This is a genomic window from Massilia sp. AB1 (assembly GCF_018119385.1).
In the GTDB taxonomy this organism is placed as follows: Bacteria; Pseudomonadota; Gammaproteobacteria; order Burkholderiales; family Burkholderiaceae_D; genus Telluria.
Genome location: NZ_JAGKSG010000038.1, coordinates 32,206 through 44,160 on the forward strand (window position 1 = coordinate 32,206; position 11,955 = coordinate 44,160).

The following is an 11,955-nucleotide window of genomic DNA, read 5'->3' on the forward strand; positions in this document are numbered from 1 at the left end:
TTGATACAGGAACGCCATGCAGACCATCGAACTCGACCCGATCCTCTCGCACACCCTGGACCAGGCGCGCCGGCCGGGCCTGACGCTCGTCATCGGCAACAAGAACCTCTCGTCCTGGTCGATGCGTCCCTGGGTGGCGGCGGTCGCGTTCGGCATTCCGTTCACCGAAGTGCGCGTGCTGCTCGACCAGCCCGATACTTCGGCCAACATCGCGCGCTATTCCCATGCCGGCCGGGTGCCGGTGCTGCTGGCCGGCGACATGACGGTCTGGGACAGCCTGGCCATCACCGAATACCTGGCCGAGCAATTCCCCGACAAGCACATGTGGCCGCAGGACGTGGCGGCGCGCGCGCTGGCCCGTTCCATCGTGGCCGAGATGCACTCGGGCTTTGGCGAGCTGCGCAGCGCCATGCCGATGAACATCCAGGCCCACCTGCCGGGACGCGGGCGCACGCCGGGCGCCCAGGCCGACATCGGCCGCATCTGCGAGATCTGGGAAGACTGCCTGTCGCGCTTCGGCCACCATCACTTCCTGTTCGGCGAGTTCTCGATCGCCGACGCCTTCTACGCGCCGGTCGTGACCCGCTTCCGCACCTACGGCGTGGCGCTGGCGCCGGCCCTGCAGGCCTATTGCGACCGTGTGCTGGCCCATCCGGCCGTGGCGCGCTGGGTGACCGAGGCGCTGGCGGAGGACGACCCGACCCCGCTGCACGACGCCGACCTGCCGGGCGACTGAGCATGCGCAGTTACGTTGTCGGCGGCGCGGTCCGCGACCAGCTGCTGGGCCTGCCCGTGCAGGACCGCGACCATGTCGTGGTCGGCGCCACGCCGGAACAGATGCTGGCGGCGGGCTTCCGCCCGGTGGGCAAGGACTTCCCCGTGTTCCTGCATCCCGAGACCCAGGAGGAATACGCGCTGGCGCGCACCGAGCGCAAGACCGCCAAGGGCTACCACGGCTTCGCCTTCTACACGGCGCCCGACGTCACCCTGGAACAGGACCTGGTCCGGCGCGACCTGACCATCAACGCCATGGCCCTGGGGGAAGAGGGCGAAATCGTCGACCCCTACGGCGGCCAGGCCGACCTGGGCGAGCGTGTGTTCCGCCATGTCTCGGAGGCCTTCGCCGAAGACCCGGTGCGCATCCTGCGCGTGGCGCGCTTCGCCGCGCGGCTGCCGGAGTTTCGCGTGGCGGACACGACCAACGCCCTGATGCGGCGCATGGTGGACGAGGGCGAGGTCGACGCCCTGGTCCCGGAGCGCGTGTGGCAGGAACTCTCGCGCGGCCTGATGGAGCAGCGGCCTTCGCGCATGCTGGCGGTGCTGCGCGACTGCGGCGCGCTGGCGCGCATCCTGCCGGAGCTCGGTGTTCCGCAGGAGCCAGGAGAGGAGGGGGACGCGCGCATCATGGAAGCCATCGACGGCGCGGCGCGGCGCGCGCATCCGCTGGAGGTGCGCTTCGCGGTGCTGATGCTTGGCATCGGCGCAGGCGCGGCGCCGGACCCGAAGCCGGTCCAGGACGTATGCAAGCGGCTCAAGGTGCCCAACGAATGCCGCGACCTGGCGCTGATGACCGCGCGTGAAACCGGCCTGGCCGCGCAGCGGAGCGTCGCGCTCGACCCGGAGGCGATCGTGAGCCTGTTCGAGCGCTGCGACGCCTTCCGCAAGCCGGAGCGCTTTGCCCAGATGCTGCTGGCCGCCGCCAGCGCGCCGCGTGTGCCGAACTTGCTGCAGCAAACGGCGCCCCAACTCACAAAGGCCCTGGCCGCGGCGCGCGCCGTCAACGCGGGTGAAATCGCCCAGCGCTACGTGGAAAGCAAGGACAGGATTCCGGAAGCCGTACATGCGGGACGGGTGAGCGCGGTCGAGGAAGCGCTCGGCCCAGGACACTGAGGCGTACAGGCGCGGCTACCCGCCACGCATGTGTTACATTCGCTTACACCCTACCCGTAATACATTTAATAGATTTGCTATCCTTCGCTGTCGGGTTTTGTTGCGTTAGGGGAAAATTATGCTTGCCGTACTGGCGCAGCGTGTAGCGAACTTGAGTCCGCGCCGCCGCCTGCTGCTGGCCGGGGCGGCGGTCGTCGCCTTGAGCATCCTGCTCGCCTTCCTCTACATCCGTACCGAATCGGTCGACCCGGAAATCCGCAACCGCGTCATGCTCAACCTGCGCGAGCTGGAAAAGCTCGACGCCGAGTGGGACGCCAACATCCTGCGCGCCCACATCGGCCGCGCGCCTCCGGAACAGCGCCTCACCACCCAGCTGCCGCGCATGCACGACCTGGTGGCGCGCCTGGGCGAAGCGCTGCCCCACACCACCGGCACCGCCGCGCCCGCCGCCTACGACCAGCTGCGCCAGTCGATGCGCACCAAGGAACAGCTGGTCACCCTGTTCGCCGTCCATAACCCGCCGCTGCGCGAGGCCCTGATGCACGTGCCGCCCGCCGTGGCCGATCTCAAGACCGAGCTGAGCGGCATCGAAGGCGCGCTGGCGCCGGCGCGCATCGTGGTCCGGCTCGACACCACGCTCAACGCGCTGCTCACCGAGATCCTGCGCTACAACCTGGCGCCGACGCCGGCCCTGGCCACGCGCATCGACGAGATCCTGGGCGACGTCGCGGCCCAGGAAATCGCCTTCTCGCCGGCCGTGGTCGAAAAGATGGACGCCCTGATCCACAGCTGCCGCGTGATCCTGGAAAAGCGGCCGCTGGAAAACCGCCTGGAAGCCCAGATCGCCGGCGCAGGCACCGGCGCCGCCCTCGACCGCCTGGGGCGCGAGTTCGACCGCTCCTTCGACACCGTGCTGCTGGAGCGCCAGCGCTTCCGCGGCTACCTGTTCGCCTATTCGGCGGTGCTGCTGGTCCTGCTGGCCTATGCCGGCTGGCGCCTGCGCCGCAGCTACCGCATCATCGGCGAGGTCAACCAGCGTTTGCAGGCCGCCAACGAAACCCTGGAACACCGCGTGGCCGAGCGCACGGCGGAACTCGAAACGCAATCGAAGCAGCTCGAACGCCTGGCCCAGCACGACAGCCTGACCGGCCTGATCAACTACCGCCAGCTGACCCGCCTGCTCGACCGCGCCCTGGCGCGCGCCGACCGCCGCGACAGCGTGGTGGTCCTGATGTTCATCGACCTGGACGGCTTCAAGGCCGTCAACGACACCTGGGGCCACGCCACCGGCGACCTGGTGCTGCAGATGGTGGCGCGCCGCGTGCAGGACAAATTGCGCGCCGAGGATGCGCTGGCGCGCCTGGGCGGCGACGAGTTCGTGATCATGCTCGAAGATGTCAGCGCGCGCGAAGGCGCGCTGCGCGTCGCCCGGCTGGCGCTGGAGCAGATCGAGTCGATCACCGAGGCCGACGGCAACCCGGTGCGCATCTCCGCCAGCATCGGCATCGCCGCCGCCAGGGGCCAGGCCGGCGCCGCGCGCGGCCAGGCGGCCCTGCTGGCCGACGCCGACAAGGCCATGTACGAAGCCAAGCAATCCGGCAAGGGCACCTTCGTTGTCAGCCCGGAGTCACAGTGGCTCACGCCAAGCTAGCCTTTCCGCACAGCAAGCCCCACAATAAAGCAGAGCTGGCCGGCTTCGGCTAGAATTGGTTTGTTGCAGTGCACAATAAGGGCGTCATCATGTTGGACAATCCGTTACGCCGCTGGATCCGGGGCCTGGGCGGAAAGAAGGGCCAGCCGACCGTGCTGGTCAAGGAACTGGCCGAGCGCGACCGCCGCCGGGTGCTGAAGCATTTCCTGGCGCTGGACGGCAATGACCGCCTGCTGCGTTTCGGCAGCATCATTCCTGACGATCAGATCAAGGTCTATGTCGCGAAAATCGATTTTTCGCGCGACATCGTGCTGGGCGTCTATAACGGCATCTTCCAGCTGGTGGGCGTCGGCCACCTCGGATTTTCGACCTCCGAAGGGCGCGGCACCACCACCAAGGAGCGGGTGGCCGAATTCGGCGTCTCGGTCTCGGCCTCGGCGCGCGGGCAGGGCGTGGGCACGCGCCTGTTCCAGCGCGCGGCCATTCACTGCCGCAATTCCGACATCGACACCCTGTACATGCAGTGCCTGTCCTCGAACCAGACCATGATGCACATCGCCAAAAAGGCCGGCATGCGCATCAAGCGCGAACACGGCGAGGCCGACGCCTACCTGCAGCTGCCGCCGCCCAGCCCCGGCAGCGTGATGGCCGAGGCGCTGGAAGAACAGTTCGCCGTGATCGACTACACCGTCAAGGCCAATGCGCGCGCCGCGGTCAAATGGTTCTCTCCAAAGAAGTAGTCATTCCTTGATCTCGGGTTCCACGAGCCTGGCCAGCAGCTCCAGCGATTCCTGCCAGCCCAGGTAGCAGAGCTCGGCCGGAATCGCGGCGGGAATGCCTTCCTGCCGAATCTTCACTTCCACTCCACAAAATACCTGGCGCAGGCTCACCGTGGTCTCCATCCGGCCCGGCAGCTTCGGGTCTTCGAACTCGTCCGTGTAGCGCAGGCGCTCGCCCGGCACCAGTTCCAGGTATTCGCCGCCGAAGGCGTGGCTGTTGCCGGTCGTGAAATTGGTGAAGGACATCCGGTAGCGGCCGCCGACCCTGGCGTCCATCTCGTGCACGGTGCCCACATAGCCGTGCGGCGGCAGCCATTTGGCCAGGGCGGCCGGTGTCGTGAAGGCGCGGTACACGCGGTCGGGCGTGGATTTCAGGACGCGGTGAAATTCGACGGTATTGGACATGATCGGTTCCTTTGTCTGGTGATGGCAGAGGACATCCCTCTGCCATCACGACGAACGGGCGGGCCGGAATTCGACACGCCGGCAGACATTTTTATAGCACGCGGATGTCGACGTCGATATTGCCCTGGGTCGCCTTCGAGTAGGGGCAGGTCTGGTGGGCCGCGGCGACCAGCGCCTGTGCGATCTCGGCCGGCAGGCCGGGCAGGTGCACGTCGAGGCGCGCCTGCAGGAAATAGGCCCCGTTCAGGTTGCACAGGTCGACTTCGGCATCGACGTGGGCCTCGGGCGGCAGCTTCAGGCCCAGCTTGCCTGCCGCCAGTCCCATCGCGCCGATGAAGCAGGCCGACCAGCCCGCCGCGAACAGCTGTTCGGGGTTGGTGCCCGCCCCCTTGGAGCCGGGCGAGGACAGCTGGATGTCGAGCCGGCCGTCGCTGCTGCGGGCCGCGCCGTCGCGGCCTCCGGAAGTCGTACGGGTCTTGCCGGTATAAAGCACAGTGGTGGTGTCGCGCATGATGTTTCCTGTTCAATAAAAATTCAAATCCACTTGGCCACGTCCAGGATGGCCTGGGCGAAGGCTTGCGGGGCTTCCTGCGGCAGGTTGTGGCCGATGCCGCCGCTCAGGTGGCGATGCTCGTACTTGCCGAGGAATTTCCTGGCGTAGAGCTTCGGGTCCGGATGCGGCGCGCCGTTCGCGTCGCCTTCCATCGTGATGGCCGGGACGGCGACGTCCGGGAACTTCGCGAGTCGCTGCTCCAGGTCTTCGTAGCGGGCTTCGCTGGGCGCCAGGCCCAGGCGCCAGCGGTAGTTGCTGATCGAAATGGCCACGTGGTCCGGATTGTCGAGCGACCTGGCGGAGCGCGCGAAGGTGGCGTCGTCGAATTTCCAGTCAGGCGAAGCCAGCTCCCAGATCAGGCGCGCGAAGGCATGGGTGTTCTCGCGGTAGCCCTGCTCGCCGCGCGGGGTGGCGAAGTAATACTGGTACCACCATTGCAGCTCCGCCTTGGGCGGCAGGGGCTTGCGGTTCCCCTCCTGGCTCCCGATCAGGTAGCCGCTGACGGACACCAGGGCGGTGCAGCGCTGGGGCCACAGCGCCGCCAGGGTCGCCGCGATGCGCGCGCCCCAGTCGAAGCCGGCAACGATGGCCTTGTCGATCTTGAGCGCATCCAGGAAGGCGATGGCGTCCGCCGTGAAGCTGGCCTGCTGGCCGTTGCGCGGGGTGTCCGTGGACAGGAAGCGGGTCGTCCCGTAGCCGCGCAGGTGCGGGATGATCACGCGGTAGCCGGCGGCCGCCAGGATGGGCGCGACATCGATGAAGGCGTGGATATCGTAGGGCCAGCCATGGAACAGCACCACCGGATAGCCCGTGCGCGGTCCCATGTCGACATAGCCCACGTCCAGCAACCCCGCGCGGATCTGCTTGATGTCCGTAAAGGTATTGCTGGCCGGCGAGATACCGCCGGAAACGGTGGGCACGGCGGCGCTCGCGCCGGCGATCAAGCCCAGCTGGGCGGCGGCGATGCCCAGCGAGGCGGCGTTCAGGAAACTCCTGCGTTTCAGATTGGTGTTCATGCGTTTCTCCAGTCGGATGGGTCAGAGGGACATGCCGCCGTCGATGGTCAGGCTGGCGCCGGTCATGTAGCCGGATTCCGGGCCGGCCAGGTAGGCAGCCAGGCCGGCGATCTCGGACGGCTGGCCGACGCGCTTGAGCGGAATCCAGTCCTTGACCAGTTCGATCATGTCCGCCGTCATGTCGGTCTCGATGGGACCGGGCTGGATGTTGTTGATGGTGATGCCGCGCGGCGCCAGGTCGACCGCCAGGCCCTTGACCATGACCGCCACCGCGCCCTTGGTCATCGCATAGACGCTGGAACCCGGGTGCCCGCTGCGCACGGCGGTATTGCTGCCGATGGTGATCACCCGTCCGCCCGGCGGCATGTGCGGCAGCGCCGCCTTGATCGCCAGGTAGACCCCGCGCACGTTCACGTCCAGCATGCGGTCCAGCGTCTCGATCCCGAACTCGGCGATATCGGCGATGTGCAGGATGCCGGCGTTGAGGACGACGATGTCGATGCGGCCGAAGCGCACGGCGGCCTGCAGCTCGGCGGCATTGGCGCTGTCCGCCTTCAGCGCCAGGGCCTGCACGCCGTGCTCCTCGATGGCGCCGGCCAGCTGCTCCGCTTTCGCCGCGGCGCTGGCGTAGGTGAGGGCGACGTTGGCGCCATCGCGCGCCAGGCGCAGGCGATGGCGGCGCCGATGCCGCGCGATCCGCCGATGACGAGTGCGGTTTTCTTCTGGGTGTTCATGCTTGCTCCTTCATGCGTTGGTCGATGTGTTCATTACATTCCCCCCACGTATCCCGGATGTGTTCGGAACCCGGTTTTTTGCAATCGCGTGTGTATGGCGCGCAAGTGGATACAGTGGGATACAAAGCGGGGCCTTACTGCGCCTGCGCCAGCAGGGCGCGGATTTTCGCCTCGGTTTCCTGGTAGGCGCCTTCGCCGAAGTGCGTGTAGACGACCCGGCCCTGCTTGTCGATCAGGTACACCGCCGGCCAGTACTGGTTCGAATAGGCCTGCCAGGTGGCGTAGCGGTTGTCCTGGGCGACCGGGTAGGGAATGCCGAGCCGCTTGATGGCCGACTGGACGTTGGCGGTCGAGCGCTCGAAGGGATACTCGGGCGTATGCACGCCGACCACGACCAGGCCCTTGTCCTTGTACTTCTCGTGCCAGCTCTTCACGTAGGGCAGGGTGCGGATGCAGTTGATGCAGGTGTAGGTCCAGAAGTCGACCAGCACCACCTTGCCGCGCAGCTGCTGCATGCTCAGGGGCGGCGAGTTGAGCCAGTTGTCGATGCCGGTGAACTCCGGTGCGGGGGCGGCGTGGGCGGACAGGCTGGCGGCGGCGAACAGCAGGGCGATCATGGTTTTCATGCGTTTCCTTTCAAAGCGAGATGAAATTGGCGAGGTGGGCGACCAGCAAGACGTCGTACTGGAAGTAAATGGCGGCGCTGGTCGCCAGGATCAGGACGCCGAAGACCTGCTGCAGGCGCCCGGTGTAGCGGGCGAGGGCGCGGATGCGCTGGCGGGCGAACTGGCCGCCGTAGGCGATGGCCAGCATGGGGATGCTGGCGCCTATGGCGTAGAGAAGAAGCAGGGTCGAGGACCAGCCAATATCCTGTGCCTGGGCGACCAGCACCAGGATCGAGGCCAGCACCGGGCCGGCGCAGGGCGTCCAGACGGCGCCCAGCGACATGCCGAGCACGAAGCCGCCCAGCTTGCCGGCGCGTTCGCCGCCGGCGGGCAGGATGGCGCCCGCGAACTGGCTCACGCGGTTCGCCAGCCAGGCATAGGGCGCCTTCCACAGCATCGCCAGCCCGGTCAGCGCCAGCATGGCGATGCCGGCCAGGCGCAGGGTCTCGTGGGCGAATGCGACCTGCTGCGAGGCGCTGGCCAGCAGCAGGCCGAGCGAGGCGAAGGCCAGGACGAAGCCGGCCACGATGAACAGGGGCCGGCTGCGGCTGGATTCCTGCAGGGTGCCGCCCAGGACGATGGGCAGGATGGGCAGCACGCAGGGCGAGGCGATGGTCAGTACGCCGCCGAGCAGGGCGAGCGGAGCGTCGATAAGATGTTGCATGGCACGGTCCTCCTGGTTGGATGACCGCATTACATCGCCCCGGCGTATCCCGGCTGTGTCCAACCCCGGGTTTTTTGCAAGCCACTGTAGCGATGGCGGCGCCGGATACACTGGGATACAAAAGCCTGGCGCAAGCAGGCTATAAAGACGGCATGGCCGCTCACTCTGACCGAGACAACATGGACACCACCGACCACATCCTCATCGTCGACGACGACCTCGAAATCCGCGAACTGCTGGCTACCTACCTGCAAAAGAACGGCATGCGCGCCTCCACCGCCGCCAACGGCCGCCAGATGCGCACCCTGATGGAGCAGCAGCAGGTCGACCTGGTGGTGCTGGACCTGATGATGCCGGGCGAGGACGGCCTGAGCCTGTGCCGCGACCTGCGGGCGGGCAAATGGCGCGCGGTCCCGGTCCTGATGCTGACCGCGCGCGACGAGGAAACCGACCGCATCGTCGGCCTGGAGATGGGCGCGGACGACTACCTGACCAAGCCGTTCGCGGCGCGCGAGCTGCTGGCGCGCATCCGTTCCGTGCTGCGCCGCACGCGCATGCTGCCGCCCAACTTCGAAGTCAAGGAGCCGGGCCAGTTCCTGGCCTTCGGCGACTGGAAGCTGGACACGGTCGGCCGCCACCTGCTCGACCGCGAGGGCACGATGGTGGCCCTGAGCGGCGCCGAATACCGCCTGCTGCGCGTCTTCCTCGACCACCCGCAGCGGGTGCTCACCCGCGACCAGCTGCTCAACCTGACCCAGGGCCGCGAAGCCGACCTGTTCGACCGCTCCATCGACCTCCTGGTGAGCCGCGTGCGCCAGCGCCTGGGCGACGATGCGCGCGAGCCGCGCTACATCAAGACCCTGCGCAGCGAGGGCTATGTGTTCTCGTCCTCGGTCGAGGTCGCGGACGGTCCGGCATGAAGACCTGGCTGCGGTGGCCGCGGACCCTGTTCATGCGGCTGATGCTGATCCTCCTGGCGGGGCTCGCGCTCGCCCAGGCGCTGTCCTATGTGCTGATCATGAGCGAGCGCAGGGAAGCCACCGTCGGCCTGATGCTCAACTTCCTGGAACAGGACGTGGCCAGCTCGGTCGCGCTGCTGGACCGGCTGCCGGCGAACGAGCGCGCCGCGTGGCTGCCCAGGCTGGAGCGCCGCACCTACCGCTTTTCCCTGACTCCGGGCGAGCCCGGACACGCGCCCGATACCGTGCTGTCGCGCCGCATCGCCGATGCCTTCGTCGAGGCGATCGGCCAGCGCTACCGCGTCACCGCAAGCGCGGCGCCCGGGCATCCGAACCGGGTCCAGGCCCACGTGACGCTGAGCGACGGCACGCCGCTCACCATCGACATGCGGCCGGCCGGGCTGCCGGTATCCGGCTGGCTGCCCGCGCTGCTGCTCGCCCAGCTGGCCTTGCTGGCGCTGTGCACCTGGGCCGGCGTGCGCCTGGCGACCCGCCCGCTGGCCCAGCTGGCCGGCGCGGCCGACAGCCTGGGGCCGGACCTGCGCTCGGAGCGGCTGCCGGAATCCGGGCCGCTGGAAGTGGCGCGCGCGGCCAGGGCCTTCAATGCCATGCAGGAGCGGATCGTCGCCTACATGACCGAGCGCACCCAGATCCTGGCCGCGATCTCGCACGACCTGCAGACGCCGATCACGCGCATGCGCATGCGCGCCGACATGCTGGACGACGAGGTCCAGCGCGACAAGATGAACCGCGACCTGCGCGAGATGGAAGCGCTGGTGAAGGACGGGGTGGCCTACGCGCGCACCCTGCACGGCGCGCGCGAGGCGCCTTGCCGGATCGATCCGGATGCGATGCTGGAGAGCCTGGTGGGCGACTACCAGGACGCGGGCCAGGAGGTCGGGCTGGAGGGGAGGGCGGACATGACGATCGCGACCCGCCCGCAGGCCTTGCGGCGCATCCTCGGCAACCTGGTCGACAATGGCCTCAAGTATGCGGGCGCCGTCCAGGTCGGCATCGGCCGCCAGGGACCGGGAGAGATCGCGATCCGCATCCGCGACTTCGGGCCCGGCATTCCCGAGGCCGAGCTGGAGAAGGTGTTCGAACCCTTCTACCGCCTGGAAGCCTCGCGCAACCGCGATACCGGCGGGACCGGCCTGGGCCTGTCCATCGCCAGGCAGCTGGCGCAGGCGATGGATGGCGCGCTGACGCTCAGGAATCATCCGCAAGGCGGCCTGGAAGCGACCCTGGTCCTGCGCGGCCTGGAGGACGACACGCGGCAGTAAGGCTGGGTATAGTAGGGCCATGCCCGACGCCCGCCACCATCCCGTCACGCCGGACGGACGCTACTTCGTCGTAGCGGGCCGCCTCTGGCGCATGAGCAATCCCCAGCTCGCGCCGGAGCGGAGGCAGGAACTGGTCAAGGAACTCATGCATGCGCGCCGGCAGGTGGGCGCGGCGATGAAGGCGCAGGACGCCGAGGCGGAGCGCCGCGCCCGCGCCGCCGTCGACGCGGTCAAGCGCGCGCTGGGGGAGCGCGGACCCGTCTGGTGGACGGACGGCGCGCCGGACCTCAACCGGCGCCTGGTGGTCAACACTCCCTACGCGCCATGGTACGAGACGCTGTCGCAGGACAGCGCGGCGTGAATCACGCGTGCCGCGCCGCCGCATGCAGGCGGTAGCCGGCCGGGCTGGTCCGGTACAGGTAGGCGAACATGCCAGTAAAGGCCAGGAAGATGGCAACGTTCAGCCAGACGGATTGCGGCTCCGCGGGCACCATCAGCACACGGTAGAGACTCACGACCAGGCCGAGCGCGTTGCCGACCAGGTTGCCGATCAGGACATAATGGATCTCTGCGAGGTCGACGGCGCGGCTGGCGCCCCAGTTCATGAAGCCGTAACCGGTGAGCGCGGCCCCGTACAGCATCGCCATGTGGCGGCCGGTGCTGTTCATGCTTTCGACGCCGTAGGCGTTCATGAGGGCGTCCGGTGCGAGCAGCAGCGCAAGACCGAAGGCTAGTCCGACGATGGCTACGATGCGGAAGATCAGGCGATGGTTCATCATTGTCTCCGGAGTGATCGAATGTGTCGGCGCACCTGGCAAGCCCGGCGCGGCGCTGCCGGAATGGCGGCGCACATTCAGCTTAGGCTGCAAATCGGACGACGCAAGCTCTACCGGAAAGATTCGGTGAAAACGGCGCCGCCACGGTCTCTATAAGCAGCATCGAAAATGCATATTTGCTAGAATGGCGGGGTTTCCAGTAGAGGCAAAGCGATGAGCGCAGTTGCAATCACACCATCTTCCATCATCCGGCTGGTCGATACCTTTTACGGCCGCGTCCGCACGGATTCCGTGCTGGGGCCCGTGTTCGAGGCCAAGCTGGCGGGCAAGTGGCAGGAGCACATGCCCAGGATGTACGCCTTCTGGACCAAGGTCCTGCTCGGGACCGGCGAGTTCGAGGGCAATGTGTTCGGCAAGCACATGGCCCTGAGCGGCATCGACAAGGAGCATTTCGTCCGCTGGCTGACGCTGTTCAAGCTGACGGCGATCGAGGTCTTCGGGGCGGAGGATGCGAAGGAGGCGATCCTGGTGGCGGAACGTATCGCCTCGAGCTTGCAGCTCGGGTTCTTCGGCGAAATCC

General features: G+C 67.6%; 15 protein-coding genes. 8 read left to right on the plus strand and 7 right to left on the minus strand.

All coding sequences use genetic code 11. The features are described 5' to 3' along the window. The first annotated feature begins 16 nt into the window (after window positions 1-16). The 4 genes from J8847_RS18700 to J8847_RS18715 all read left to right on the plus strand — a co-directional run bounded on the left by J8847_RS18700 (window position 17) and on the right by J8847_RS18715 (window position 4,281). Window positions 17-736, plus strand: coding sequence for a glutathione S-transferase family protein (locus tag J8847_RS18700; protein ID WP_211526221.1), 720 nt, complete (start codon window positions 17-19; stop codon window positions 734-736). A gap of 2 nt (window positions 737-738) precedes the next feature. Beyond that, entirely contained in the window at window positions 739-1,890 is a 1,152-nt protein-coding gene (locus tag J8847_RS18705) for a multifunctional CCA addition/repair protein (protein ID WP_211526222.1), read from the plus strand. 118 nt (window positions 1,891-2,008) lie between these two features. Next, window positions 2,009-3,541: a diguanylate cyclase gene (locus J8847_RS18710; RefSeq protein ID WP_211526223.1), complete on the plus strand. Its 1,533-nt coding sequence runs from the start codon at window positions 2,009-2,011 to the stop codon at window positions 3,539-3,541. Window positions 3,542-3,630: 89 nt separating this feature from the next. Continuing rightward, window positions 3,631-4,281 carry a GNAT family N-acetyltransferase gene (locus J8847_RS18715; RefSeq protein WP_211526224.1) on the plus strand — a complete coding sequence of 217 codons (651 nt, stop codon included), beginning with the start codon at window positions 3,631-3,633 and terminating at the stop codon, window positions 4,279-4,281. Here J8847_RS18715 and J8847_RS18720 read toward each other — a convergent pair whose 3' ends face one another. The 6 genes from J8847_RS18720 to J8847_RS18745 all read right to left on the minus strand — a co-directional run bounded on the left by J8847_RS18720 (window position 4,282) and on the right by J8847_RS18745 (window position 8,357). Further along, window positions 4,282-4,725, minus strand: coding sequence for an SRPBCC family protein (locus J8847_RS18720; RefSeq protein ID WP_229513020.1), 444 nt, complete (start codon window positions 4,723-4,725; stop codon window positions 4,282-4,284). It abuts the gene before it with no gap. A gap of 91 nt (window positions 4,726-4,816) precedes the next feature. Beyond that, on the minus strand, window positions 4,817-5,236 hold the full coding sequence (locus J8847_RS18725) for an organic hydroperoxide resistance protein (protein WP_211526225.1): 420 nt from the start codon (window positions 5,234-5,236) through the stop codon (window positions 4,817-4,819). A gap of 23 nt (window positions 5,237-5,259) precedes the next feature. Continuing rightward, entirely contained in the window at window positions 5,260-6,294 is a 1,035-nt protein-coding gene (locus J8847_RS18730; RefSeq protein WP_211526226.1) for an alpha/beta fold hydrolase, read from the minus strand. A 21-nt stretch (window positions 6,295-6,315) separates the two neighbouring features. Continuing rightward, complete coding sequence (locus J8847_RS18735) at window positions 6,316-6,990, minus strand: SDR family oxidoreductase (RefSeq protein ID WP_373999944.1); 675 nt, start codon at window positions 6,988-6,990, stop codon at window positions 6,316-6,318. Window positions 6,991-7,162: 172 nt separating this feature from the next. Continuing rightward, window positions 7,163-7,654, minus strand: a complete 492-nt coding sequence (locus tag J8847_RS18740) for a thioredoxin family protein (RefSeq protein WP_211526227.1) — start codon at window positions 7,652-7,654, stop codon at window positions 7,163-7,165. 10 nt (window positions 7,655-7,664) lie between these two features. Beyond that, window positions 7,665-8,357 carry a cytochrome c biogenesis CcdA family protein gene (locus J8847_RS18745; protein ID WP_211526228.1) on the minus strand — a complete coding sequence of 231 codons (693 nt, stop codon included), beginning with the start codon at window positions 8,355-8,357 and terminating at the stop codon, window positions 7,665-7,667. A gap of 179 nt (window positions 8,358-8,536) precedes the next feature. Between J8847_RS18745 and J8847_RS18750 the strand changes: the two genes are divergently transcribed. The 3 genes from J8847_RS18750 to J8847_RS18760 all read left to right on the plus strand — a co-directional run bounded on the left by J8847_RS18750 (window position 8,537) and on the right by J8847_RS18760 (window position 10,960). Continuing rightward, window positions 8,537-9,277: a response regulator gene (locus J8847_RS18750; protein ID WP_211526229.1), complete on the plus strand. Its 741-nt coding sequence runs from the start codon at window positions 8,537-8,539 to the stop codon at window positions 9,275-9,277. Beyond that, on the plus strand, window positions 9,274-10,599 hold the full coding sequence (locus J8847_RS18755; RefSeq protein ID WP_211526230.1) for a HAMP domain-containing sensor histidine kinase: 1,326 nt from the start codon (window positions 9,274-9,276) through the stop codon (window positions 10,597-10,599). Before J8847_RS18750 ends, J8847_RS18755 begins: the two co-directional genes overlap by 4 nt. A 91-nt stretch (window positions 10,600-10,690) precedes the next feature. Then, window positions 10,691-10,960, plus strand: coding sequence for a hypothetical protein (locus J8847_RS18760; RefSeq protein ID WP_211526231.1), 270 nt, complete (start codon window positions 10,691-10,693; stop codon window positions 10,958-10,960). A gap of 1 nt (window position 10,961) precedes the next feature. Here J8847_RS18760 and J8847_RS18765 read toward each other — a convergent pair whose 3' ends face one another. Beyond that, complete coding sequence (locus J8847_RS18765; RefSeq protein WP_211526232.1) at window positions 10,962-11,375, minus strand: hypothetical protein; 414 nt, start codon at window positions 11,373-11,375, stop codon at window positions 10,962-10,964. A gap of 213 nt (window positions 11,376-11,588) precedes the next feature. Between J8847_RS18765 and J8847_RS18770 the strand changes: the two genes are divergently transcribed. After that, the coding region (locus J8847_RS18770; protein ID WP_211526233.1) for a group III truncated hemoglobin at window positions 11,589-11,955 on the plus strand (367 nt) is incomplete at its 3' end.